Source organism: Marinobacter sp. es.048 (assembly GCF_900188435.1).
GTDB lineage: Bacteria > Pseudomonadota > Gammaproteobacteria > Pseudomonadales > Oleiphilaceae > Marinobacter.
On the sequence record NZ_FYFA01000002.1, the window covers coordinates 1,557,965 to 1,583,845 of the forward strand.

General features: G+C 57.5%; 22 protein-coding genes. 11 read left to right on the top strand and 11 right to left on the bottom strand.

Translation table 11 applies throughout. The features are described 5' to 3' along the window. Positions 1-10 precede the first annotated feature (10 nt). The 3 genes from CFT65_RS18320 to CFT65_RS18330 all read left to right on the top strand — a co-directional run bounded on the left by CFT65_RS18320 (position 11) and on the right by CFT65_RS18330 (position 6,210). Positions 11-3,283 carry an Ig-like domain-containing protein gene (locus CFT65_RS18320; protein WP_088829447.1) on the top strand — a complete coding sequence of 1,091 codons (3,273 nt, stop codon included), beginning with the start codon at positions 11-13 and terminating at the stop codon, positions 3,281-3,283. A gap of 157 nt (positions 3,284-3,440) precedes the next feature. Next, complete coding sequence (locus CFT65_RS18325) at positions 3,441-5,735, top strand: molybdopterin-dependent oxidoreductase (RefSeq protein ID WP_088829448.1); 2,295 nt, start codon at positions 3,441-3,443, stop codon at positions 5,733-5,735. 19 nt (positions 5,736-5,754) lie between these two features. Continuing rightward, complete coding sequence (locus CFT65_RS18330) at positions 5,755-6,210, top strand: DUF2489 domain-containing protein (RefSeq protein ID WP_088829449.1); 456 nt, start codon at positions 5,755-5,757, stop codon at positions 6,208-6,210. Positions 6,211-6,558: 348 nt separating this feature from the next. On the opposite strand, the gene CFT65_RS18335 is transcribed toward CFT65_RS18330, so the two are convergent. The 3 genes from CFT65_RS18335 to CFT65_RS18345 all read right to left on the bottom strand — a co-directional run bounded on the left by CFT65_RS18335 (position 6,559) and on the right by CFT65_RS18345 (position 11,118). Continuing rightward, positions 6,559-7,923, bottom strand: coding sequence for an aminoacyl-tRNA deacylase and HDOD domain-containing protein (locus CFT65_RS18335; protein WP_088829450.1), 1,365 nt, complete (start codon positions 7,921-7,923; stop codon positions 6,559-6,561). 151 nt (positions 7,924-8,074) lie between these two features. Continuing rightward, positions 8,075-10,150, bottom strand: coding sequence for an ATP-dependent DNA helicase RecG (gene recG, locus CFT65_RS18340; protein ID WP_088829451.1), 2,076 nt, complete (start codon positions 10,148-10,150; stop codon positions 8,075-8,077). A gap of 8 nt (positions 10,151-10,158) precedes the next feature. After that, positions 10,159-11,118: a hydrogen peroxide-inducible genes activator gene (locus CFT65_RS18345; RefSeq protein ID WP_088829452.1), complete on the bottom strand. Its 960-nt coding sequence runs from the start codon at positions 11,116-11,118 to the stop codon at positions 10,159-10,161. A gap of 76 nt (positions 11,119-11,194) precedes the next feature. Between CFT65_RS18345 and CFT65_RS18350 the strand changes: the two genes are divergently transcribed. Further along, the gene (locus tag CFT65_RS18350) at positions 11,195-12,055 is read left to right on the top strand and encodes an NAD-dependent epimerase/dehydratase family protein (RefSeq protein WP_088829453.1); all 861 of its coding nucleotides are present in this window, start codon (positions 11,195-11,197) and stop codon (positions 12,053-12,055) included. 67 nt (positions 12,056-12,122) lie between these two features. On the opposite strand, the gene CFT65_RS18355 is transcribed toward CFT65_RS18350, so the two are convergent. The 4 genes from CFT65_RS18355 to gmk all read right to left on the bottom strand — a co-directional run bounded on the left by CFT65_RS18355 (position 12,123) and on the right by gmk (position 15,842). Next, positions 12,123-12,509, bottom strand: a complete 387-nt coding sequence (locus CFT65_RS18355) for a RidA family protein (protein WP_064228391.1) — start codon at positions 12,507-12,509, stop codon at positions 12,123-12,125. Between the two features lie 78 nt (positions 12,510-12,587). Next, positions 12,588-14,729 (bottom strand): RelA/SpoT family protein, encoded by a 2,142-nt coding sequence (locus tag CFT65_RS18360; RefSeq protein WP_088829454.1) that lies wholly within the window; start codon positions 14,727-14,729, stop codon positions 12,588-12,590. 181 nt (positions 14,730-14,910) lie between these two features. Next, a complete protein-coding gene (gene rpoZ, locus CFT65_RS18365) occupies positions 14,911-15,123 on the bottom strand; it encodes a DNA-directed RNA polymerase subunit omega (RefSeq protein ID WP_008169593.1) in 213 nt (70 codons plus the stop codon). A gap of 86 nt (positions 15,124-15,209) precedes the next feature. Next, positions 15,210-15,842 (bottom strand): guanylate kinase, encoded by a 633-nt coding sequence (gene gmk, locus CFT65_RS18370; RefSeq protein ID WP_088829455.1) that lies wholly within the window; start codon positions 15,840-15,842, stop codon positions 15,210-15,212. A 149-nt stretch (positions 15,843-15,991) separates the two neighbouring features. Here gmk and CFT65_RS18375 point away from each other — a divergent pair, with 149 nt between their 5' ends. Next, on the top strand, positions 15,992-16,813 hold the full coding sequence (locus tag CFT65_RS18375) for an RluA family pseudouridine synthase (protein WP_088829456.1): 822 nt from the start codon (positions 15,992-15,994) through the stop codon (positions 16,811-16,813). A 21-nt stretch (positions 16,814-16,834) separates the two neighbouring features. On the opposite strand, the gene CFT65_RS18380 is transcribed toward CFT65_RS18375, so the two are convergent. Continuing rightward, on the bottom strand, positions 16,835-17,701 hold the full coding sequence (locus tag CFT65_RS18380) for a YicC/YloC family endoribonuclease (protein ID WP_088829457.1): 867 nt from the start codon (positions 17,699-17,701) through the stop codon (positions 16,835-16,837). Between the two features lie 168 nt (positions 17,702-17,869). Between CFT65_RS18380 and rph the strand changes: the two genes are divergently transcribed. After that, a complete protein-coding gene (gene rph / locus CFT65_RS18385) occupies positions 17,870-18,586 on the top strand; it encodes a ribonuclease PH (protein WP_088829458.1) in 717 nt (238 codons plus the stop codon). A gap of 150 nt (positions 18,587-18,736) precedes the next feature. On the opposite strand, the gene CFT65_RS18390 is transcribed toward rph, so the two are convergent. Continuing rightward, positions 18,737-19,543, bottom strand: coding sequence for an exodeoxyribonuclease III (locus tag CFT65_RS18390; protein WP_088829459.1), 807 nt, complete (start codon positions 19,541-19,543; stop codon positions 18,737-18,739). A gap of 81 nt (positions 19,544-19,624) precedes the next feature. On the opposite strand from CFT65_RS18390, the gene pyrE reads away from it, so the two are divergent. Further along, positions 19,625-20,263 (top strand): orotate phosphoribosyltransferase, encoded by a 639-nt coding sequence (pyrE, locus tag CFT65_RS18395; protein WP_088829460.1) that lies wholly within the window; start codon positions 19,625-19,627, stop codon positions 20,261-20,263. Between the two features lie 3 nt (positions 20,264-20,266). Next, on the top strand, positions 20,267-20,920 hold the full coding sequence (locus tag CFT65_RS18400) for a DUF4124 domain-containing protein (RefSeq protein WP_088829461.1): 654 nt from the start codon (positions 20,267-20,269) through the stop codon (positions 20,918-20,920). A 94-nt stretch (positions 20,921-21,014) separates the two neighbouring features. Here CFT65_RS18400 and CFT65_RS18405 read toward each other — a convergent pair whose 3' ends face one another. Then, positions 21,015-21,437 (bottom strand): hypothetical protein, encoded by a 423-nt coding sequence (locus CFT65_RS18405; protein ID WP_088829462.1) that lies wholly within the window; start codon positions 21,435-21,437, stop codon positions 21,015-21,017. Positions 21,438-21,716: 279 nt separating this feature from the next. Between CFT65_RS18405 and CFT65_RS18410 the strand changes: the two genes are divergently transcribed. Then, entirely contained in the window at positions 21,717-22,100 is a 384-nt protein-coding gene (locus CFT65_RS18410; protein WP_088829619.1) for a fibronectin type III domain-containing protein, read from the top strand. Between the two features lie 7 nt (positions 22,101-22,107). Here the strand turns inward: CFT65_RS18410 and CFT65_RS18415 are convergent, their stop codons facing one another. Next, positions 22,108-22,446 carry a DUF2782 domain-containing protein gene (locus CFT65_RS18415; protein ID WP_088829620.1) on the bottom strand — a complete coding sequence of 113 codons (339 nt, stop codon included), beginning with the start codon at positions 22,444-22,446 and terminating at the stop codon, positions 22,108-22,110. Positions 22,447-22,533: 87 nt separating this feature from the next. On the opposite strand from CFT65_RS18415, the gene polA reads away from it, so the two are divergent. Together polA and CFT65_RS18425 are read left to right on the top strand one after the other, a co-directional pair. Beyond that, positions 22,534-25,266, top strand: a complete 2,733-nt coding sequence (gene polA, locus CFT65_RS18420) for a DNA polymerase I (RefSeq protein ID WP_088829463.1) — start codon at positions 22,534-22,536, stop codon at positions 25,264-25,266. A 232-nt stretch (positions 25,267-25,498) separates the two neighbouring features. Further along, positions 25,499-25,873 (top strand): hypothetical protein, encoded by a 375-nt coding sequence (locus CFT65_RS18425; protein ID WP_088829464.1) that lies wholly within the window; start codon positions 25,499-25,501, stop codon positions 25,871-25,873. Positions 25,874-25,881: the final 8 nt, after the last annotated feature.

Below are 25,881 nucleotides of genomic sequence, written 5' to 3' on the forward strand. Positions count from 1 at the left end.
AGGGCACGCCATGAAATACAATAAAACACTGGCACTGATACCTGCCCTGTTACTGGCCGCCTGTGGCGGCGACGAACAGACCATGAATGAAAAAGTCTCCCCCGGCTCGGTGGTCTATTCCTACCCGGCCGACGGCCAGGCCGGTGTCAGCCCGAAAGCCGATATCATTCTGCGCTTCAGCCATGCTGTGACCGATGAGGATGCAGATCTGCAAAACAAGATCCAGGTGCAATCACAGGGCCAGCCCCTGCCCTTCTCAATCAGGCGGGTAGACGGAGGCCAGAGCCTGACACTTTCACCCTCCTCGGAACTGAAGAAACTCGGTTCCTACACGCTGAGGTTCAGTGAGCCACTGATTGCCGAAGGCGGTCGGCAGATAAACACGCCCAACGCGGTAGGTGACGCCGGGATTCAGTTCGAGACCCGGGGCAGTATCTCCGGGCCAGCGAGCACAACCAACTCGACCGAGGCTTTTGGTGTTGCGTGGCAGGTGCCGGCAAACAACAGTCCCTTCGAGGCTATGAACTTTTCCACCTTCCGGCTGGCCATGACCCATCCCGTCCACCCCGATTGGAAGGCCCTTGGCGGGTCGATCCAGCTTCTGGATGGCAACGGCGAATCAGTCCCTGCGACGGTTCTGATAAAAGGCAACCGGATAACCGTGGACCCCTGTATGGTCGAGGATACAAGGGAATGTGGCAGCAAGGACGACGTTCTGGACACCAGCCAGACTTACACGCTTCGACTTGAAAACCTGGCCAGTCTGACCTCCCCACAAGCCAGCCGATTCAGCGAGGATATTGCGTTTACGCCCCGCGAAACAGGACCCACGGTTGTCCTTCAGCAGTCCGCTGTTGATTCTGGTCTGGCTGCTGGAACTTCGCAAGAAGAGGTAACCCGATCGGTTCTGAACGGCCAGATCATTAATGGCGTCACGCTCAACTCGGTGCTCCAGGGAGAAGCAGGCCCCTCTCAACAGACTGGCGATCTGTTTGCCGAGTTGGCCTATGCGCCCGCATTCGACGCTGATGAAGCACTTCCGTTGCGCATAGCCCGGGGCAGCGTGCTGAACAGCACCAGCCTGGATGTTCTGGTGGGTGGCGAAGTTCCCGTACTGGATGCCGCCACCGGCCAACTCCAGACCACCGGCAACATCAAGGTCACCATGTTGTCAGACGCCTCCGGCTATCTGAGCCCCAACCCCTACACCGACGACCTCAATGCGCCCAGGCATATCACTCTGTTTATGGATGTCTCCATGAACACCGAAAATGCCCAGCCCAATGCGGCGCTCTCGCAGGATCTGATGGGGGTAGAGTTGCGTGGCATCGCCCTGGTGCAGGATGGCGTACTGACCATCGACGCCATAGGTATGGTGGAGCCGAACCTACTGGGCCAGGAATACACTAGCTCCACGATAGCCTTCCATCTTCAGGCGGCTACCGATGCCGATTCGGCACTGGATGCCGAACTGCTCCGCGAGCTGGACAGCACTGCGCCCAGCCTGGTCAGCTGGATGCCCGGCCCGGACAACGCCATTCCGGATACGCGCCAATCGATGCAGCGGCCCGGGGATCCGGTCATTCTGTTCTTCGATGAGCCTCTGGCCCCGGATTCCGTGAATGGAGGCATCACCCTCTTTGCGGACAATCAGGAGGTGGCCGATATTCGCACGCAGTTAGACGGCACCACTTTGGCGGTTCAACCTGATGGCGGCCTGAAGCACGGTGTTGAATATTTACTTCAGATCGACGGGCTTGCAGACATTTCGGGAAACGAAGCGATGGTTGAGTCGCTGGCCTTCTCCCTCCCAGAAATCGATGACGGTAGTGGTACAGTCCCAGAACAGTCCCCAATTGCCCTGACAACTTACCCGGGTTATCCATGCGTCACTCAGGATCTTGATCTGACCAATGATCTTCACGGCTTCTGCAAAGACGCCGCCGGGGAAAACCTTCCAAAAGACAAAGACGGCAACGCTCAAAGTCGGGACATTTTGCCGGTGACCACGTTACCTGCTGATCGTCCGATTGTGGTGGTTTTTTCGCAGTCCATGGATCTGACGTCCATTCGGCACAACGAAACATTCTTCGTAGAGAGAGTAAGCGAAACCGGCACTGTCGAATCGGTTATCAAGGGACGACTGGAAAAAAACCATCAGCGCATCCGGTTTTATCCTGACTCGCCCTGGGCGCCGGGTGAACTGTATCGCTACCGGATGATTTCCGCGGTAAATGGTAATTGCCAGGAAGTAATCTGCGGCGAAAACGGAATGGCACTTCAGACCGATTTGCTATTCGATCCTGAGGATAACGGCGGCGAGCCACTTGAAATATACTTCCGAGGACAGCAAAGCATTGCTTCTGTTTTCACACCGCTTAGAAATCTCCCGATACGAGACGCCAATTCGAATTATTATATCGATGGCTTCGAAACTTTCGAGTTCACCAATGCCACCGACGACAGTGGTCAGACTCAGGAATATTTCGAGACGCCACCCAACGCAGCACGCCTCGCGATGAATGGAAACGCAATTGTGCTCGGAAACGATGGAAATGACGAGGCGAATGCAAGGGTCGGTTGCTCTTATGAGGAACCGGAGGAATGTTGGGACAAGAAGTACATCTACCAGACCTATGGGCTGAACACCGAAGTCATCGGACCTGAAAAAGATCCGGAAACCGGTGAAGATACTGGCAATATCAGGGTCCTGCTCTATCCAACCATGCTCGTTACTACCCCGGCCAAGGTCTGGTACAACCTGCTAGGCCCTTCTGAATCAGATACCGGTCCTCAGATTCTCAGAATGAGGTACCAGGAGCCAACCGCGGGCAACCCTCAGGGTCTGATCGAAGGACGAATCGTAACGAGTGCGGATGGCGGCCCAAGATTTGAGGTCAACGCCGACCTGCTTCTTGACGCTCCCAATCTGCATCTCCCGATCGAAGGACTGCTTGCGCACAATCTCTTCAGTTACCCGTTCACGCTGGAGCTCGGGGGCGCAATCACTTTCTTCGATGATGGCCGCATGCAAATCGAACAGCGTAACGCTAACACGCCTCTGATTACTGTTGATGTGGCAGGCTCCAGTGATGCGACATCCGGCCTTCTTGGGTTTGTAAGCTGTCTGGGTAGCATTTTTACCGGAGGGGGATTCGGAGCCTGTGAGGAATTGGCCAACGGAACCGGGAAAGCCGTCCAGCTCCCCCTGAAAATTCCGCCTGAGGGCGTCTACCTCAACTTCATCTCCAATCCGGTCAAAGAGATCCCGGCCGAGCAGTAAAAGCTCTGAAGCCTCTGCAAAGGGCCAGCCTTCGGGTTGGCCCTTTTTGCAACGTGGACAACCGCTGGTTATTTCCCCCTCCAGGTCATTTACTGCTAATCTGGTTGCACATTGAAACCGCTATAGTAAAACAACAATCCTTCAGGAGAGCCCCTTCATGGAAAACGGCACCCACTATCGTACCTGTCACCTTTGCGAGGCCATGTGCGGTGTCGCAATCGAAATGAAGGACGGCCGGATTGCATCCATCAAGGGTGATGAGAATGATCCACTGAGTCGGGGACATATCTGCCCAAAGGCAGTTGCGCTGCAGGATCTGCACGAAGATCCGGACCGCCTGAAGAAGCCCGTCCGTAAAACCGAAACCGGCTGGCATGAAATGGAATGGGACGAGGCGTTTGACCTGGTCGCGGAAAAACTCCATCAGACCCGTCAGGACCACGGCCGCAACAGTATCGGCGTGTACCTCGGCAATCCGAACGTCCATAACCATGGATCTCTGGTTGCCACCATGCCACTGCTGCGGGCCATCGGTACCCAGAACCGGTTTTCAGCAACGTCCAACGATCAGTTGCCTCACATGCTCGCCAGTTTTGAGATGTTCGGGCACCAGGTTCTGTTTCCCATTCCCGATATCGATCACACGGATCTGTTTCTCTGCATCGGTGCCAATCCCATGGCTTCCAATGGCAGCCTGATGACGGTTCCGGACTTCCGCGGACGACTCAAGGCCCTGAAACAACGCGGCGGCAAGATGGTCGTGGTGGACCCGCGCCGCACCGAGACCGCGAAGCTGGCCGACGAATTCCACTTCATCCGGCCAGGCAGCGATGCCCTGCTCATGATGGCCATGCTGCATACGTTATTTGAAGAGGGTCTGGTGGATCTTGGCCCCGCCGAAAGGCTGGTGAAAGACGTAGACCTTCTGCGTCTGGCCGCCCTCAGTTTCGCCCCCGAAGCGGTCAGCGTGCACACCGGTATTTCTGCAGAGGACATTCGGGCCCTCACTCGACAGCTCGCCACCACTAGAAAGGCGGCACTCTATACCCGCATGGGCACCAGCACCCAGACGTTTGGCGGTGTTGCAACATGGCTGGCCTACTGCCTCAACATCCTGACCGGCAAACTGGACCTGCCGGGCGGCGTGCTGTTTTCGCAGCCGGCGATTGATCTGGTGGAACTGGGCGCCATGGCCGGGCAAAAAGGCCACTTCGGCAAGCGCCACAGCCGCGTGAAGGGATTACCCGAATTCGGCGGAGAATACCCGGCCAGCACCATGGCCGATGAGATGTTAACGCCTGGCGAAGGGCAGATCCGGGCGTTTGTTACCGTTGCCGGCAACCCGGTGCTCTCCAGCCCCAACGGGCGGCGCCTGGAAGAGGCTCTGGGCGGCCTCGACTTCATGGTTTCGGTGGACTACTACCTGAACGAAACCACCCGTCACGCGGATATCATTCTGCCGCCGACAGCGGCTCTGGAACGCAGCCATTACGATCTGATTTTCAGCATGTTTGCGGTGCGTAACTTTGCCAAGTACAGCGAAGCACTGTTCGATGCCGGCCCGGATACCCGCCATGACTGGCAGATCTTACTGGAACTGGCCCACCGGCTGGAAAAGATTCAGAAAGGCGGGCGACTGCCCCTGCGCGCAGAGCTCGGCTGGCGCGCCTTCAAGCAGATTGGCCCGGACCCGATCCTCGACCTGCTGTTGCGCTCCGGCCCCTATGGCGCCGATGCCGGCCGTGCGCGGGGTTTGCTGCAGCCTGCGGTCGATCTGGTGATCGACATCCTGCCGAAACGACATCCGCTTCGTGGACTGGCCAAGCTCAGCCCTTTGAATCGCCACTGGCAGGAGCTTCCGAAAGGGCTGTCACTGAGCGCTCTCCAGGATAACCCCAATGGCGTCGATCTCGGGCCGCTGCAGCCCTCATTGCCAGAGCGCCTGTTTACACGCGATGGCAAGATTAACCTTGCCCCGAGGCGCTATCTGGACGATCTTGGCAGGCTGCATGAAGCCCTGGCTGCGCCGGCCGGCGACTCCTTGCAACTGATTGGCCGGCGCCATGTCCGGAGCAATAACTCCTGGATGCACAACAGTCAGCGGCTGGTTAAGGGAAAGGATCGTTGCACACTGATGATTCATCCGAAAGATGCCAGCCGGCTGGGTTTGCAGGCCGCCGACTCCGCAGAGATAACGTCGGAATCGAGACAGATCGTTTTACCGGTAGAGATTACCGAAGATGTCATGCCTGGCGTGGTATCCATTCCCCACGGCTGGGGCCACGACCGGGACGGCACCAGCCAATCAGTCGCAGCTGCCCATGCCGGTGCCAGCATCAACGACGTGCTCAGCGACTGTCGCATTGATCCGCTCTCCGGCACTTCCGTATTGAATGGACAGCCTGTTGCTGTCAAAGTCTGGCGCCCGGAGCACCAACGCAAACGGGCCTGATTCAGAGAAGGAGCCGAAAATGCCCCAGTGGCTGCAGTGGAGTCTGATTATTGCCGGTCTTATGGCCATCATTCTGCTGGTGATGTTCATCCGGCGGCAGATGGGATTGCTTTCGGAAAATCGCAAGCGGCAGGCCAAAACCGAGGAGTTCCAGACCAACCGCAGAAAAGACATGATCCGCAGTGTTCATGTCATTGCCATGGCGGTTGAAGAGGATCAGATCGAATACTCGGAAGCCTGCCTGAGACTCAAGGGCCTGCTGGACCACATTGCTCCCGAGCTGCTTGAGCAGTCACCTTTCAGGGTATTCCAGGAGGTGCATGACCAGTTGCAGCACATGCCAACCCATCGGGCCCGGCAGGCAACGGAAACGAAGTTCGTGGATAAAATGGATAAGGAACGGTTTGAGGTGGAACAGAAGCATGCCGACGAGATTCGCCGAGCGGCAACGGCCGTCCGACACCATTCCTTTTAGACTTGGTACCGACGATTCGGTGCACAACGCAGCTGGTCAGACCTCATTTTTGTAACATTTTGTAACGGGTGTAGCAGTAAAACAGATATTTTATCTCGTCTAATCAAAAGGTTCTGTCGACGTAAAAAAACTGACACGCTGCTCATTGCTTCCCGGCTACACCTGTTGACTTTTCTTTTTCCTATCACGGTCTAAATTGAAAACAGGGGCGCACCTATCATCTGCGGAAGGTGCCACCTAACGTTGTTTTCTCCTGATAAGTTTGGACGACACTGCAATAAAGCGGGTAAGCTTGCCGGCCTCGGGGCCGGCTTTTTTTGAGGGGGATTTCCCAGGAAAGGCCGTCTGCTACTGGCTCATCATACCGGCCATGGCCATGATGCTGTCCTTGCTGTTAACCAGTTCGTCAAACTGTTCCTCAACCTGCTCCCGATTCAGCCCCAGTTCGTCGTATATAGCCTGGCTGATTTCCTCGCCGGCTCCCAGAGCCACGCCCCGGGCGGTTAACAGCTGGCGGCCCAGCCATAGCAATCGGGCATAGACGCTGTGGGCGCCATCGTATGATGGATTTTTCTGATAGCGGATGGCCAGAGTCACCTCGTCCGGCATGCCCCAATTCTCCATCAACTGGGCAGCAATCTGTTCCCGGGTAATGCCAAGCAGATAGTGCTCGGTGACCGAAGAATCGATATCCGGATTCACTTCCAGGGACCGACAAACCAGCTTGAAATGGGGTGGGAAAACCTGCGCCAGAACCAGATGACCAAAGTTGTGGAGCAGGCCGCCAAGATAAGCCAGACCGAACACCGGCCGCTCGCCCCGGGGCATCATGCTGGCAAGAATGCCCGCTGACTGGGCCTGCCAGATGGCCTGTTGCCAGTAATCGACGTAGCCGTCCGGGTGATCCTGGGGCTGCTTGAGCGCCCGCCCGAGTGAAAGCCCCATGGCCAGGTTCATGACCAGATCGAATCCGAGCACCCGGGAAACCGCGTCGTGCACAGACTTTATCTGACCGGCTGCCGCATAGAACGAGGACGAAGCCCAGCTTACAACCTGCGCTGCGAGGCTCGGGTCGCTCTCGACAATATCCACGAGGTCACCCATGACCGCGTTGGGGTTGACCCGAAGATGAATAATCCGCTGGGCGGTTTCCGGCAGCGGCGGCAACTCCAGAGTGTCTTCCAGTCGTTGCTGTATTCTCAGGCCAGTGAACTTCTTGATGGCGGTATGGAACTGGTCCCGATCCCTGCCGTGGTCGTCAAGGTTCACGTTGATAGATTCCGGAGCAACGGCAAAGGAGCGTCGATCAGCCTTGGCGGTCAGGGACCGGAAATCCTCTGCTGGCATGACCATCGCAAGGTTCTGCTCGCCCAATTCAAGTGCCACGGCGGGCAGGTCATCCACGCGCTCATCTACCACGGTTGGCCAGCCTGTCAGTGATGGCAATGCAGGGAGTGACTTGAGGCCAGCTCTTTCCCGAACGCGCAACTGTTCGCGGCGCTTCATCAGGCGCAAGTCACGGCCCAGCTGCTTGTTCAGCTGTTCCAGGTCAATCAGATCGTCGCGGCGGCAGATTACCTGAAGATTCCCTTGCTCATCACTGAGTAGAACCATTCGTAACAGTTCTTTCTGGCTCGCCTGGCCCGCATCCCTCAGGGATACGCCCGCTGCGGTCTCGCCCAGAGCCTGCTGAACTGCGACAGGTAATTCCATAAATTTCTCCCGAATATTGCTGTTTTCCGTCGGATAACCCGAATCTGAAAATCACACTGAGTTCAGTATAGGGCAAAGAAATAACCCTGACGTTGACCGAACTCTATTTCCAAAGCGCTTTCTTACGCGCTCAGAGACCGAATGGACGTCTTTACACGTCGCCATAGCGGGTTTTCTCACCAAGCCATCGTCGAACCAGCGCCCGAACAATCTCCGGATGAGCCATCAGGCCCGGCGCCATTTTTCGAAGTGGCTCAATCCAACCCTTGTCGCGCTCAAAGTCCGCCAACCGAAACTGCATCATACCGGTTTGCCGGGTGCCCAACACCTCGCCCGGGCCGCGAATCTCCAGGTCTTTCTCGGCAATAAAGAAGCCATCCTGGCTGTCCCTGAGGGCCTGCAGCCGGGCCTTGCCATTGGCAGACAGCGGCGGGTGATACATCAACACGCAAAAACTGGCCTGCTCGCCCCGCCCGACACGGCCGCGAAGCTGGTGCAACTGGGCCAGCCCCAGGCGTTCCGGGTTTTCAATAATGATCAGCGACGCGTTGGGCACATCCACCCCAACCTCAATGACCGTGGTCGCCACCAGCAGATCCAATTCGCCGACTTTGAACTGCTCCATCACCGCCGCCTTTTCCTGGGCCTTCAGCCGGCCGTGCACAAGGCCCACTTTGAGATCCGGTAATCGCTCGGCCAACTCCTCGGCGGTAACCTCTGCTGCCTGGCACTGCAGGGCCTCGGATTCCTCGATCAGGGTACAGACCCAGTAGGCCTGACGCCCCTCGCGGCAGGCGCTCCGAACCCGCTCGATCACATCTTCCCTCCGGCTGTCGGGAATTACGATGGTTTCAATCGGCTTTCTTCCCGGCGGGAGCTCATCAATAACCGAGGTGTCCAGGTCGGCATAGGCACTCATGGCCAGCGTACGGGGAATCGGCGTTGCCGTCATGATCAATTGGTGAGGTGCCAACGAGCCACCCACACCCTTTTCCCGCAAGGCGAGCCTCTGGTGAACGCCGAAACGATGCTGTTCGTCCACAATCACCAGGGCCAGGCGGTGAAACTCCACATCATCCTGGAACAACGCATGAGTGCCTATCACCACTCCGGCATCACCGGAATGGACCGCTTCCAGCGCCTCAGCCCGGGCTTTGCCTTTTACCTTCCCGGATAGCCACGCAAGGCGAATGCCCAGAGGCTCGAGCCATGTCCGGAAATTCTGAAAGTGCTGTTCGGCAAGGATTTCAGTGGGCGCCATCAGGGCTACCTGGGCGCCGGCACCAATGGCCTGCAAAGCCGCTAACGCCGCCACCACCGTCTTGCCGGAGCCGACATCGCCCTGGACAAGCCGGAGCATCGGCAACGGCTGGCTCAGATCCTGACGGATGTCGGCAAGTACATGACGCTGGGCACCCGTGAGCGCAAACGGCAGTGAATCCAGGAAACGCTCGGACAAATCCCCCGTGGGCAGGAGCGGGAGCGCTTTACGGGCCTGAATCTGCTCACGTACCTGAAGCAAACTCAGCTGGTGCGCCAACAGCTCTTCCATCACCAGGCGCTGTTGCGCGGGGTGACGCCCTTCCATCAGCAGGTTTACCGGCGCGTTGGCAGGAGGAGAATGCACCAGCTGGACAGCTTCTGTGATTCCGGGCAACTGGTATTCGGCCAACAGATTTTCGGGCAGCCAGTCACGGATCGGGAACCGCTGGAGATAGCCCAGGGCCTGCTGGCAAAGCGAGCGCACGCGAGGCTGCTGGATGCCCTCTGTCAGTGGGTAAACCGGCGTCAGGGTTGCCTCACCCTCTGCTGGCATTGGCGGCGGATTGACCTGGTACTCCGGATGATAAAACTCGTACCCGGCGCGACCGGGGCGCACCTCGCCGAAGCAGCGAACCCGGGCACCTTCGCTCAGCTGGTTTTTCTGGGCCGCGTTGAAATGAAAAAATCGCATCACCAGAAAGCCGCTGCTATCCCGGAGTGTCACCTGCAGGCTGCGTCTGCGGCCCATGATCAGATCCGCTTTCATAACGTCCCCTTCCACCACCGCCACGTCACCAATGCGAAGACTTCCCATGGGTATAACCCGGGTTCTGTCTTCGTATCGGTGAGGCAGGTGAAAGAGCAGGTCCTGCAGGGAGGTGATACCCAGCTTGGCGAGCTTTTCCGCCAGGGCGTTTCCTACGCCCTTGAGCTGGGTGACCGGTATGTCATCCAGTGACGTCATAGTCAGACTCAGGCGCTTTCGGCCACAACCGGTGTATCCGTTTTCGCCTTCTCGATTACCCGGCACTGGCTTGCTGCCAGGGAGAGCACATCAATAGCCTTGGGCCGCGGGAAAGTGACCCGCCAGGCCAGAGCCACCGTGCGGAACGGCACCGGGGCCGCAAACGGCCGAACGGCCAGGATGTCCTCATGGTACTGCATCGCCGTGGCCGCCGAGAGCGGCAATACCGTGATGCCCAGGCCCGAAGCCACCATATGTCGAATGGTTTCAAGGGAGCTGCCTTCGGTGACCAGAGCCGGTGAACCGTTATTGGCCGTGTGTGTCACCGCCTCCACCAGAGGCGGACAGGACTCCAGTACCTGATCCCGGAAACAGTGACCCGGCCCGAGCAACAGCAATTGCTCCCTGGCCAGTTCGTCAGCGGTCAACTGTTCCTTTTGGGCGAGAGGGTGTCCGGCCGGCAGCAGGACGACAAACGGCTCATCGTACAGCGGCAGGGTAACGACTTCCGGCTCCTCGAACGGCAGGGCAATAATAATGGCGTCCAGCTCGGACTGGCGGAGTTTCTGCCGCAGATTGGCGGTGTAGTTCTCTTCGATGTAAAGAGGCATCTCGGGGGCGCCACGTCTGAGTTCCGGAAGCAAATGTGGGAACAGGTAGGGGCCAATGGTGTAGATGGCACCGACCTTAAGAGGCGAGTTGAGCTGGTTCTTGCCATCCTGGGCCATATCCTTGATCAGGCCGACCTGGTCAAGCACACGCTGGGCCTGTTCGATAATGCGCAGCCCGGTTTCGGTTACGCGGATGCTGCTTTTGCTTCGCTCGAACAAAGGGATACCGAGCTCGTCTTCCAGCTTTTTAACGGCAACACTGAGCGTTGGCTGACTGACATGGCAACGCTCTGCGGCCCGGCCAAAATGCCTTTCGCGGGCCAGCGTAACGACGTATCGTAACTCGGTGAGAGTCATGGTGAGCTCCGGTCAGAAAGATGCGGGTCGAAGTTTCACGAATTTATGAGGTAAAGCATAAGGATTGAAATTGTCTATGGCAATCACTGAAAGTAGTAAGGCACCTCGAATTCTGGTGGCCGGTTGCGGAAAACTCGGTGGCGCCATTGCCAGCCGGCTGAAAGCCTCGGCCAACGTGTTCGGCCTGCGCCGGAACCCGGACCGTGTTCCCGAGGGCATTCACGGCATCGGCGCCGACCTTACTCGGCCGGAAACCCTAACCAGTGAGTTGCCGGACGGACTCGACATCGTGATCTATTGCCTCACGCCCACCAGCTACGATCATCAGGGATATCGGGATGCCTACGTGACGGGCCTGAGAAACTTGTTGGAGGCCCTCGGTGGTCAATCCCTGAAACACTTGTTCTTTATAAGCAGCAGCAGTGTCTATTCACAGGATGACGACAGCTGGGTGGATGAATCCAGCCCCACCAGGCCGGGCCGATTCAGCGGCGAACAGGTTCTGGCCGGTGAACAGACCGCACTGGACAGCGGCCATCCGGCCACGATTATTCGATACAGCGGCATTTATGGGCCTTCGCGGCGGCGCTTTCTTGAGGAGGTTCAAGAGGGGCGCATGAATCCGGCGAAGCCAGCACCATTCAGCAACCGGATTCATGAAGAGGATGCAGCAGACGCGGCAGCCCATCTGGTTAAGCTGGCACTTTCGGGAGCGACACTGGAAACCTGCTACCTTGCCAGCGACTGCGAACCGGTCAGGCTTGATGAGGTGGTGGACTGGGTGCGGCAGCAAACACCTTGTGCCGAGCCGCTGCCAGATGCCCGGAAAGGCGGTCGGGGCGGCAGTAAACGCTGCAGTAACAAGCGTCTGTTGGGCACCGGCTTCCAGTTCCGCTATCCGGATTTCCGGGCTGGCTACCGCGCCATGATTGACTAGGGCTGAGCCTTCGGCATTAAAAAAGGCGGCCAAGGCCGCCTTTTCTGAATCCTGGTGTCATCAGCTCTTAGCTGAGCACCATAACCGCTTCCATTTCAATGGGCACACCCTTGGGCAGCGCCGCGACACCTACCGCCGCTCGGGCCGGATACGGCTCCTGGAAATAGGTGGCCATGATCTCGTTGACCGTGGCGAAATTCGCCAGATCGGTCATGTAGATATTCAGCTTCACAATATCCTTCAGCTCGCCACCCGCCGCCTCGCACACCGCCTTGAGATTATCGAATACCTGCCGGGTCTTGGCAGCAAAATCGCCGGCGACCACTTCCATGGTTTCCGGTACCAGCGGAATCTGGCCAGACAGGTACACGGTATCCCCCGCCTTTACCGCCTGGGAGTATGTGCCGATCGCTTGGGGCGCATTCTCGGTCTGAATTACGGATTTGTTGGTCATGACCCTTGGTTTCCTCTCTTCCAAAACGCCAATCGTCGCTTTTGCGTAGCTCGCCTGTCAACCGGGCTTTGGTCGGGTTCAGTGCCGGACGCGGCTGATGTGGGTAATCGCACGGATATTGCGGATCCGGCGCATTACTCGGGCCAGATGCCGGCGACCATTAACGTGCACCACAAGACTGACAACACCAAAGCGAGCATTCTGCTCCTCTACGTTGATCCGCTCGATGTTGCCGTCAGCCATGGCCACGGCGTTAGCCATCTCGGCAATCACACCGCGCTGTCGCTCCAGCTCTACCCGCAACTCCACGGAAAACTCATCGGTAATGTCCTTGGCCCACTTCAGGTGAGTCAGACGCGCTCGGTCCTCGTCATCTTCGGGTAGACGGGAGCAGGTATCGGAGTGAATCACCATACCTTTGCCGGAATCCATCACCCCGACGACCGGGTCCCCCGGAATTGGCTTGCAACAGCTGGCGAACCTTACCAGAAGCCCTTCGGTGCCACGGATGGTCACCGGGCTATGATTGCCACCCTCAATATCTCTTGGTGCCTTAATGGCCTCGGTAACCTCTGAGCCGCTCGCGAGCTGTCGGGCGACCAGATAGGCCATCCTATTGCCCAGGCCGATGTCGCTGATCAGGTCATCAAAACTGTTGACCTGATTGTGGTTCACCACCGCCTGCTTCTGGGCGTCGCTGATCTCGGACAGTTTCGCACCAAAGCCCTTCAGGGATTTCTTCAACAGTGTCCGACCCAGCTCCAGCGATTCCGCACGCTTCTGGCTCTTGAGCACGTGACGGATACTGCTCCGGGCTTTTCCGGTAACCACGAAACTGAGCCAGACCGGATTGGGCCGGGCGCCTGGCGCAGTAATGATTTCCACTGTCTGGCCACTCTGCAGCGGCTGACTGAGGGACCCCAGGTTGCGGTTGATGCGGCAGGCAACGGTGGCATTGCCGATGTCCGTATGGATCGCATAAGCAAAATCTACCGGCGTTGCACCGCTGGGCAACTCCATAATGCGGCCCTTCGGCGTGAATACATATATCTCGTCCGGGAACAGGTCTACCTTCACATGCTCGATAAACTCCATGGAGTCATCTGCCCGTTCCCGCATTTCCATCAGCCCTTTCACCCAGCGGTCGACCCGGGCCTGATTGGCGCTGGTCACGCTGCTCGGTTCATTCTTGTACATCCAGTGCGCCGCAATACCGTTATTGGCGATATGCTCCATCTCCTCGGTACGGATCTGGATCTCGATGTTCACGTGCATCCCGAACAGAGTGGTGTGAATGGACTGGTAGCCATTAGCCTTGGGCATGGCAATGTAGTCCTTGAATCGGCCCGGGAGGGGTTTGTAGAGGCTGTGTACGGCGCCCAGGATACGGTAGCAGTCGTCTTCGGTGTCGGTGATGATCCGGAAGGCATACACATCCATGATTTCATGGAAGGATTTCTGCTTGAACTTCATCTTGTTGTAGATGCTGTTCAAGTGTTTCTCCCGGCCCAGGATCCGGCCCGGCAAGCCTCGCTCTTCCAGTTTCTCCTGCAATTTGCCGCGAATGTCCTCGATGATTTCCCGATGGCTGCCACGAAGCTTGTCCACCGCCTTGGAAATGTACTTGGAGCGCATCGGATACAGGGAGGTAAAGCCCAGATCTTCGAGTTCGGTACAGATGGAATGCATGCCCAGGCGGTTTGCGATGGGGGCGTAGATATCGAGAGTTTCGGTAGCAATGCGCTGGCGTTTTTCATAAGGCATGGGGCCGAGGGTGCGCATGTTATGCAGGCGGTCCGCCAGCTTCACAAGAATCACCCGGATGTCCCGCGCCATGGCCAGGGTCATTTTCTGGAAGTTTTCAGCCTGGGCTTCCGCCCTGGAGCGAAATTCAATCTGGGTCAGTTTGCTGACCCCGTCTACCAGCTCCGCGACGTCCTCACCAAACTGTTCGGCCAGCGCATCCTTGGGAATTCCGGTATCTTCGATCACATCATGGAGCATGGCCGCCATCAGGCTCTGATGGTCCAGCCGGAGGTCGGCGAGAATATGGGCAACGGCAAGGGGGTGGGTGATATACCGGTCGCCGCTTTTGCGCATCTGGCCCTCATGGGCCTGCTCGGCATAATAATAGGCCCGTCGCACCTGATTGATGCGATTGGTATCAAGATAGGAACTGAGCTCTTGAGCCAGTCCTTCAACCGTAGCCTCTGCCGACACCGCGCCTCCACAGCTTAATGAAATTCAGGGACAAAAAAACCCGAATGCACGCATCCGGGTCCTTCCAGAGTCCTTCCAGCAACGCTCTACAGCTACACTATAAAACCGCGGGGACAGATTTCAATGCTTCTCACTTGCGAACAGGTACTTATATCGTCTAGCACCCATATCCGCAGATGCTTTACTCGTCGTCTTCTTCCTTGAGCAGATCCCGAGTAATCTTGCCTTCGGCAATTTCGCGCAGGGCAATTACCGTGGGCTTATCATTTTCTTCAGCCACCATCGGCTCGGCACCCTTGGTAGCCAGCTGACGGGCACGCTTGGTAGCCAGCATTACCAGCTGGAAGCGGTTATCAACGTTTTCCAGACAATCTTCAACGGTAACTCGTGCCATAACTTCCCCGACTCGTAAAATGACTGTTTTAGCAGACCGCACAGTTTACTGTGGCCGGTTCAATTTGTATACAGGAAAACCCCGTATCAGCCCGGGCCGGACAATCCTGTCAGCAACACCCGGTGCCTTGCTTGCTGTACTTCCATACGAAGGCGCTGGGCGCGGACAATGGCAAGCAGATCAGCGAGCGCAGCACTGAAGTCATCGTTAACCACCAGGTAATCGAACTCCACCGCGTGACGGCACTCCTCCTCGGCCTCTGCCAGGCGGCGCTCCACCACCTCCGGCGCATCGGTGCCACGCCCCACCAGCCGCTCGCGCAACACTTCAGGCGAAGGCGGCACGATGAAAATGCTGACACATTCGGGAATCAGTCGGCGCACCTGCGCGGCACCCTGCCAGTCGATTTCCAGGATCACATCCTGGCCCTTTGCCTGGGTTTCCCGAACCCAGACCTGGGAAGTGCCGTAGTAATTGCCGAAGACATCGGCGTGCTCCAGGAAATCACCCCGGGCGATCATCGCCTCAAACTCGGACCGGACGACGAAATGGTAGTTAACCCCGTCCTGTTCACCCTCTCGTATGGCGCGGGTGGTATGGGAGACGGAAACACCGAGCTTCTCGTCATTACGGAGCATTTCCGCCACAAGGCTGGTCTTGCCGGCACCGGATGGGGCGGAGATAACGTACAGAGTACCCTGCTCAACTGCCTGACTCATAACTCGAGAACTCCAAACCTGAACGCGACGGCCGCATGTTCCGACCGGTAAAGCCCGGAATTATACGGACTTTGGCAAAACACCGCACCCTGGAAGGGCGCCAGCTGATACCATTTGGCTATCCATCTGTTCAGTGACTGCAAGATTCCATGCGAACCACCATCGATATCACCCTGAAGCAAGCCAGCAAAGCCATAGATGCCCTGAGCGAGGCGTCGCCGGGGCTCTCCCGCCAGAAAATCAAGGACGCCATGGCGAAGGGTGCCTGCTGGTGGACTCACAAGGGCAAGCGCCTTCGACTGCGCCGCGCAACCAAGCAACTCAAGCCGGGCGTCCGGCTGCAGCTTTTCTACGATGAGAAGGTGTTGGCGAGAAAACCGGAGAATCCGGTTCTGCTGGCGGATCTTGAACGCTATACGGTCTGGTTCAAGCCTCATGGCATGCTGGCCCAGGGCTCACAGTGGGGTGACCATTGCAGCCTGCTCCGCCTGGCGGAAGTCCGGGTCGGACGGCCGTGCCATCTGGTCCACCGGCTCGACGCCGATGCCGCCGGTCTGATGCTGATTGCCCACGACCCGAAAGCAGCCGGCGCCCTCTCCCAGCTCTTCTCGGGCCGGACGATGACCAAACACTATAAGGCTCGAGTGACCGGCTTGATGGACGCGCAGAACCAGCTTGTTGATGCGCCTGTTGAGGGTAAACCGGCTGTCAGCCGTGTCTCGACACTTGAGAAGAACGCACTGGAGCAGACCTCCCTGGTTCAGGTCAGCATCGAAACCGGCCGAAAACACCAGATCCGTCGCCACCTGGCTGCTCTGGGGCATCCGATCATCGGTGATCGTCTGTATGGCCGGGCCGCCGGAGTACCCCTGAAGCTTTTAGCCTTTCATCTCGAATTCGATTGCCCTATGAACAATCGCAAGATGGTGTTCGAGCTGCCAACGGAACTGAACACCCTGAGGCAGAACTGACCACGGTGGCAGGAGTCCGGCTTATTCCAGGTTCTGCACCTGCTCCCGCATCTGCTCAATCAGAACTTTCAGGTCCACAGCAATGCGTGTGACGCCGGCATCGATGCTCTTGTTGCTCAGGGTGTTGGCCTCTCGATTCAGCTCCTGCATGAGAAAATCCAGCCGCCGACCAATGGCATCTTCGCTTTTCAGGGTATCGGACACCTCACCGATATGGGCATCCAGCCGGTCCAGCTCCTCGGCCACATCGCTCTTCTGGGCCAGCATGACCATCTCCTGGGCCACCCGATCGGCATCCAGCTCAACTTTCGCGTTTTCGAACCGTTCCCGAAGTGTTTTTTCCTGGGCCTCGAGCAATTCCGGCATACGTTTACGAACCTCGGCGACGAGATTGCCCATGGTGCTAAGGCGATCCTCGAACAGTGGCCGCAGGCGCTCACCCTCACGCTCACGTACCGATGCGAGTTCGGCCACGGTCTGCTCGAACAGGCCGACAGCGGCGTCCTTGGCAGGACCGTAGTCCTGCTCAGGCACTGACAGCACCCCCGGCCATCGGAGGATGTCCAAAGCGTTGATGTGGGCCGGGTTGTCCAGCATCCGATTGACGTGGTTGGCCGCCTCGTTCACCGCCTGGGCCATGTCTTCGCTGATCTCGAAGCTTTGAGATCCCTTCTCGGCTGACTGCAGGCGCATGGACACATCCACCTTGCCCCGTTTCAGCTGCCTTCTCAACTCTTCCCGAAACCGGTTCTCCAGCTCCCGGAACGCGTCCGGCAGCCGGAATGAAGGCTCGAGGTACCGGTGATTCACGGTCCGGATTTCACAGGTCAGCGTTCCCCAGTCTCCCTGGACGTCCTTGCGGGCAAATGCGGTCATACTTCGGATCATGTCAGCTCCGCTTCGATAGATATGGATCACTCAAGTTTAACAGGCTCTTAACAGCGACGGCGAACCGGACAAAAGGCCAACCCCAACGTGTTATACTGACCGACCTTTTCGACAAACGTTCGACCGGGACACGCGCCCGGACATTCAATACTGACTTCAGGAAACACTATGCGTCCAAGCGGCAGAACGCCCGAGCAACCCAGAGATGTTCGAATTACCCGCAACTACACCCGTCACGCCGAAGGTTCGGTGCTGGTGGAATTCGGTGACACCAAAGTCATTTGTACTGCCTCCGTCGAAAACAAGGTCCCCCCGTTTCTGAGGGGTGAAGGCAAGGGCTGGATTACCGCCGAGTACGGCATGCTGCCCCGCTCAACCGGCAGCCGCATGGGCCGGGAAGCCGCCCGCGGCAAACAGGGTGGCCGCACCGTCGAAATCCAGCGCCTGATCGGTCGTTCCCTGCGCGCCGCCGTCGATCTGTCAGCCCTCGGGGAACACTCCATCACCATCGATTGCGACGTCATCCAGGCCGATGGCGGCACGCGAACCGCAGCCATCACCGGCGGCTGCGTGGCACTGGTTGATGCCCTGAACCACCTGGTCGCCGACAAGCGCCTGAAGAAATCACCGCTCAAGCAGATGGTCGCTGCACTGTCCGTTGGTGTTTACAAAGGCACCCCGGTAGTGGATCTGGATTACCCGGAAGATTCCGAGGCCGAGACAGACATGAACGTGATCATGACCGACCAGGGCGGCTTCATCGAAATTCAGGGAACGGCGGAAGGTGCGCCGTTTGTTCAGGGAGAACTGGACAGCATGCTGACTCTCGCCAAACAGGGTATTGAGCAGTTGTTTGAGATTCAGAAAGCGGCGCTGGCGGATTAAGACCGTCGCCCGCGGTCCCGGAGAGGTAAGCCTTTCCGGGACCCGCTTCGAGCACATCCATGTGCGCTCGGCTCCGGCCTTCCCTGGCCGGAGACGGTCCCGGAAAGGCTTACCCCTCCGCGCCCGCTACTTTTCTATTACTCCTCAGCCTTAGAAGCCGATTTCGATATCGTAATCCATGATCACCGGGGCGTGATCGGAGAACCGGGTTGCGTCGTCAATCCAGCCATCTTCGATGGTCTTGCGAATTCCCGGTGTCAGCAGCTGGTAATCCACCCGGATGCCGGCATTCTTTCGGGACCCTTCGGCCTGCTCGGGCCACCAGGTGAACTGGTTGCTTTGCTTGTTGATCTCGCGGAAACCGTCAACGCAGCCCATTTCATCGAACAGCCGATCCAGCCAGGCACGCTCGTGGGGCAGGAAACCGGAGAAGTCCAGCTTGTGATATAGAGGGCTGGCGTCGGTTACGTGATGGGCGGTCTGCAGGTTGGCGCAGAAAATGAACTGACGGCGCTTGCGCAGGGTTTTTTGCATGTGCAGACCGAAGGACTCCATGAATTCGTCCTTGTGGTCCAGAACTGTCAGGTCGTCCTCGCCAATCAGTTCTTCTTCACGACCAAGAGCACAGGGCGCCAGCACACAGGCAACGGAGACCTTGTCAAAATCGGCCTGAATGAACCGGCCTTCCCGATCCGCCTGCTCGTTGGCAAATCCGTACATGATGGCTTTCGGGAAATGGCGCGTGTAAATACCAACACCGCCGTCCTCGTTTTTCTCGCCATCAATGAAATAGGCTTCGTACCCCTCCGGAATCAGGTTGTAGTCCTCAATCTCGTAGGCCCGCATGCGGTGATCCTGGACACAGACCACGTCAGCGTCCTGCTCCGCCAGCCAGTCGAAAAAGCCTTTTTCAACGGCCTGGGCGAGGCCATTGACGCTGATTGATACTACCCGCATACGTGTTCCCTGATTCGGTTTGTGTGTATGATACCGGTTTTACGAGCTAATTAAAGATCAACACCCGCCAGAAGCCTTGTCATGCACGACTATCAGCAGAAATTTATCGAATTTGCCATCCGCCGAAATGTACTACGCTTTGGTGAGTTCACGCTCAAGTCGGGCCGAACCAGCCCCTACTTCTTTAACGCTGGCCTGTTCAATACCGGGGACGACCTGCTTCAGTTAAGCAAGGCCTATGCCGCCGCGATCGCACGCAGCGGGCTGGATTATGACATTATTTTTGGCCCTGCCTATAAGGGCATTCCGTTGGCCACCGTCACTGCAATGGCGCTGGCTACAGACGGTAACAGCAAACCCTTTGCGTTTAACCGCAAGGAAAAGAAAGATCATGGTGAGGGCGGCAACATTGTTGGCGCACCGTTGCAGGGCAAAGTACTGATTGTCGATGATGTGATTACCGCCGGTACCGCGATCCGGGAATCCATCGATATCATCCGGGCAGCCGGAGCGGAGCCGGCAGGCGTGCTTATTGCGCTGGATCGTCAGGAAAAGGGCAATGGCGAACTGTCCGCCATCCAGGAAGTGGAGAAGGAATTCGCCATCCCTGTGGTGAGTATCATTCGTCTTGAGCAGGTGCTGGACTACCTTAAAGCCAACCCGGACTTTGCCGGGCATGCTGAAAAGGTAGCCAGTTATCGGGATCGTTACGGAGTCTGATTGATGACCAATCGTCTGACCGCACTCTCTGTCAAAGCAACGGCATTTGCGCTGGCTCTGGGTTTTTCTGCCCAGGCCGCAGCGAATATGTACCGTTACACGGATGAAAACGGCCAGATCGTCATCAGCAGCACCATTCCCCAGGAGGCCACCAAACGGGGCTATGACATTCTGAACGACAACGGCCGCGTGATTGACACCATTCCACCAGCACCAACCGAAGAAGAGATTGCCGCCCGGGAAGCGGAAAAACAGCGCCAGAAGGAACTCGCTGAACAGCGCGAGAAAGACCGGGCGCTGCTTAAGCGCTTCAGCCACCCGGATCAGGCCGTGAAAGCCATGCACCGGAAAATCCGCGAGCTTGAGGGTCTTATTCAGCTTAAACGGGGCAACATATCGGTTATATCCAGCCAACTGGATAACGAACAGAGCCGTGCCGCCAACATGGAGCGAGCCGGTCGCGAAATTCCCGAGGCCACGCTGGAAAAAATCCGGCGGCTGGAATCCCAGATACGCGACATTGAGCGGGAAATCACCTCACAAACCCAGGAAATCGAAGAACTGCGCAAAGCCTTCGAGGCCGACGTAGAACGCCTGGAAGAGGTCACCGGCGAGTCGCGGACCTTACCGCTTGATCACACCGAAATGGAAAACTGATTTTTCGCCGGGTCACTGCACAATAAAAAGGCCGTCGGTTTTACCCGGCGGCCTTTTCATGTCACTCACCTATCGGTGAGGCGCTAACCGCGATTCAGGCGGAAGCGGTGCTCTTCTTGGCAGTAGAAGTGGTCTTGCGCGCAGTGGTCTTGCGTGCGGCCGGCTTCTTCGGCTCAACCGACTTCTTGGCATCCTGCGCAGCGTCAGACACGTCTTCCGCGGCTTCAGCTACTGCATCAGCACCTTCTGCTGCTTCTTTTTCCAGCTTGGCGACCAGATCACCAGCGAAGCTGCCGAAACGGCTGTTCAGGCTGCGCAGCTGCTCGAACAGGCTGTCGCTGTAACCGTTATAACGCTTACGCAGAGTCTTCACGCTGTATTCGCGTGCTTCAGACTCAAGCTTCTCGGCATAATCGAACGGCTTGGAAGCCAGCTTCTTCTGCTGCTCTTCAGCGGCGTTGATGCCCTTGTCCACAATTTCCTGGAGCTGTTCCTGATAAGATTTGAGTTTACCCATGATAAATCTCCTTGGTTTCCTGAAAGTTCCAAGACCCTGTCGGAACCAGTGCAACAAGGGCCTTTCTTTAATCTCACGGTCCAAGTTACGCCCTAAAATTAGAATGTTCATACTAAAAGCAGAAAGTGCGAACATAAGGGGTTTTACGGATTATTCACTTGAACCTGAAAACCCGACTGGCATAATGCCGGGCTTTCAAAGAAGCCCGTCTCCCCGTTTTATTCAGGCTCCATACGCTTAACCAATAAAGGCCTCGATCAGGCCCGTATGCGAGCAACCATGAGCACCAGTAAAGCCGGACATCCCTATTTATTTCTGTTTCTTCTGCCTTTGATCGCCTCTTCATTCCTCCTTGCGGCTTGTCAGGAGGATTCCCGCGAATACGGATATACAGCGACTCAGTCCAGGGAACTGAATTGGACCGCCCCGCTGACGCGTGAAGATGGCTCCTCACTGAAACCAGGAGAGATTGCGGAATTCAGGGTTTACTACCGTCTCAGACACCAGGAAAGCTTCAAGGTTATCCGCATTGAGAGCTCCTCGACCACAAGGCTATCTCTGGAAGGGATGGCACCGGGCGCTTACGAGTTCGCCATCACCACCGTAGATATCGAGGGGCTGGAGAGCCGGCGTTCAACGCCGGCCACCGTCGATCTGATCTGATTGAGGTTCACCAGCGGAAAATCACCCAGCTGGGCACCAGCATGTCGGACTCGGTTTCCCGGATCCAGCCGCCGCCATCTGCCGGCACCAGGTAATACTCCGGTCCGACCTCCGGCACTACCTTGATTTCCATGAGCTGGCCATTGACCCGGTATTCGTAGAACACTTCCTGCTCGCCAGGGCGGATAACAATCTCCGGCCCCTGACTGGCAGGCTGGTAATCCGAGATCACCACAGGCTCTTCGGGGGTTGCCACCGGCGTCTCATCCAGCGCGCCCTCTTCCTGGGCCAGAGCGGCCAGCGGCAAACAGGCGAGCAACAAAGCCGGGCAGGCGATTCGTTTCATTTTCGTGATACCCTTTCGTCCATCGATTTCAGTACAGAGTTGCATAAGCCAACCCACGCTTCAATCAGATTCCGGACCTGTTTTGACATGACCAGCAAAAACACACCACCCGTGGTTCTTGTGGACGGATCGTCCTATCTTTTCCGCGCTTATCATGCACTTCCTCCACTGACCACCAGCAAGAACCATCCTACCGGAGCCATCAAGGGCGTCATCAGTATGATCCGGCGCCTGGAGCAGGATTTTCCTGGATCAAAAATGGTGGTGATCTTCGACGCCAAGGGCAAAACCTTCCGACATGACCTGTATGAAGAGTACAAGGCTAACCGGCCGCCGATGCCTGACGACCTGGCCTGCCAGATCGAGCCGATTCACGAGATCGTGAAGGCCATGGGGCTGCCGCTGCTGACGGTGACAGGCGTTGAGGCTGACGATGTCATCGGCACCCTCGCCAACGAAGCGACCAGCAAGGGCATCGATGTGGTGGTTTCCACCGGTGACAAGGACATGACGCAGCTGGTCAGCGATCACGTCACCCTGATCAACACCATGACCGAGACCCGGATGGATCGGGACGGTGTGGTGGAAAAATTCGGTGTCACTCCGGAGCAGATCGTGGATTACCTCGCCCTGGTGGGCGACAAGGTCGACAACATCCCCGGCGTGAACAAGTGCGGCCCGAAAACCGCGGTAAAATGGCTGCAAAGCTACGAGAACCTGGACAACGTCATCGAACACGCCGATGAAATCAAAGGCAAGATCGGTGAATACCTGCGCGAGGCCACCGAGACCCTGCCCCTGAGTCGCGAACTGGCCACCATCCGCACCGACGTGGAACTGGATTTTGGCCTGGAGGACCTGAAGCTCAGGGAACAGGATGATCAGCAGCTGATTGAGCTGTTCAAGGAATATGAATTCCGCAGCTGGATTGCCGAACTGGAGGAGGGAGAAACCTCATCCTCCGGCAATGCTCAAGCCAGCGATGATAAACCCGCCCCGGAAACTGGCAAAAAAGACTACAGGGTCATCACCGACCAGAAAGAACTGGATCAGTGGCTGGAACGCCTGAAAGCTGCCGAGCTGCTTGCCTTCGATACCGAAACCACCAGCCTACGGTACATGGATGCCGAGATCGTCGGTGTTTCCTTCGCGATCAAACCGGGCGAAGCCGCCTATGTCCCCCTGGGGCACGACTATATGGGAGCACCCGAGCAGCTGGATCGTGACGAAGTCCTGGATCAGCTCAAGCCGCTGCTGGAGGATCCCGACCTGGCCAAAGTCGGACAGAACCTGAAATACGACAAGAACGTATTGGCCAATCACGGCATTAGCCTTGAGGGCATTGCCGAGGACACCATGCTGGAATCCTACGTTCTGAATTCTGTCGCTACCCGCCACGATATGGACAGCCTCGCCATGCACTACCTGGGCGAGAAGACCATCAGCTTCGAGTCCATTGCCGGTAAAGGCGCAAAACAGCTCACCTTCAACCAGATAGAACTGGAAAAAGCCGCGCCCTACGCCGCCGAGGATGCGGACATTACCCTGCGCCTGCACCAGACCCTCAGGCCAAAACTGAAAGAAACCGGGAAACTGGCGTCGGTCTATGAAGACATCGATCTGCCGCTGGTGCCGGTGCTTTCACGTATGGAGCAGCGCGGCACGCTGATCAGCGCCAGCATCCTGCGCCAGCACAGCCAGGAGCTGGCAGAACGCATGGCCGAGCTTGAGAAGGAAGCACACGAGGTCGCCGGCGAGACCTTCAACCTGGGTTCCACCAAGCAGCTACAGGCGATCTTCTACGACAAGATGGGCCTGCCGGTCATCAAGAAAACCCCCAAGGGCGCGCCATCAACGGCGGAACCGGTGCTGCAGGAGCTGGCCCACGAACACGAACTGCCGCGCCTGATTCTGGAGCACCGCAGCCTGAGCAAGCTGAAGTCAACCTACACCGACACGCTGCCGGAGCTGATTAACCACCGCACCGGCCGCGTTCACACCTCCTACCATCAGGCAGTCACCGCCACCGGCCGATTGTCGTCTTCCGAGCCAAACCTGCAGAATATCCCCATTCGCAGCGAGCAGGGGCGGCGTATACGGCAGGCCTTTATCGCGCCAGAGGGCTACAAGCTGGTGGCTGCCGACTACTCCCAGATTGAGCTGCGGATCATGGCTCACCTCTCCGGGGACAAGGGGCTGCTGAAAGCCTTTGAACAGGGCGAAGACATCCACAAGGCAACGGCATCGGAAGTCTTCGGCGTCAGCCTGGAGGAGGTGTCGTCAGACCAGAGGCGCAGTGCAAAGGCCATCAACTTCGGCCTGATCTACGGTATGTCTGCCTTTGGGCTGTCTCGGCAACTGGACGTTGAGCGCAAACTCGCCCAGGAATACATTGATCGTTATTTCGAACGCTATCCCGGTGTCCTGAAATACATGGACAACATCCGCAAACAGGCCCATGACGACGGTTTCGTAGAGACACTCTTTGGCCGGCGCCTGTACCTGCCGGAAATAAACGCCCGCAACAAGCAGCTGCAGCAGGCTGCCGAGCGAACCGCTATCAACGCCCCCATGCAGGGTACTGCCGCGGACATCATCAAGCTGGCCATGGTGGATGTGGAGAACTGGCTGCTGAAAGAACACGCCGATGAAGCCCGCATGACCATGCAGGTGCACGATGAACTGATCCTGGAAGTGAAGGAGTCAGCCCTCGACAAGATCCGGTCAGGACTGGAGAAGCGCATGTCGGCAGCAGCCGAACTGAATGTTCCCCTGCTGGTGGAAGCCGGTGCCGGTGACAACTGGGACGAAGCGCACTGATTCGACCCAGAAAAAGGCATGGAAGCTCGAAAACGCACCGAAATCGACCGCAATATCTGCCGCCGAGCCTGCTTTCAAATCCCGTGATTCAACGGCAGGCGGCAAGCCCCCTCTCTCAGAGAAACAGCACCGTCACGGCACGATATTCGCTACACAATCAGAGTCGGCGTCCTGTCCCACCACGCATTTCAGGCAGCGCCACGTTGTGACATCCATCTCTGAGGCTCATACCATGACTTCTCTGGCATCTGAACGTAGCTGGCTGCTGGACCCCAGCGTGCTGAAACTGGTTCACCAGTGCCGCCGCCTGATCCACACCGAATTCGGCGTCAAACTGCACCTCACGGAAGAGCATCTGGAACAACAACTGGCTGATTACGTGCGAAAAACCCGCTCCAGCCAGCTGACTCGTGTCTGGGAGACCCTGAAGGAACGGGTTCCACAACTCAATATCGAGCCCGAGGAAGAAGATGACGGTTTGAAGCGCAACTATCGGGGTCAGGTCATTGCGGATGCACCCACGGCATCAGCAGAGGGCCACAAGGCAGGAGAGATAGACTCGCCACGGAAGAAGAAGGTCATCTACCGTGGCCAGGTGGTTGGCTGACCAGCCTG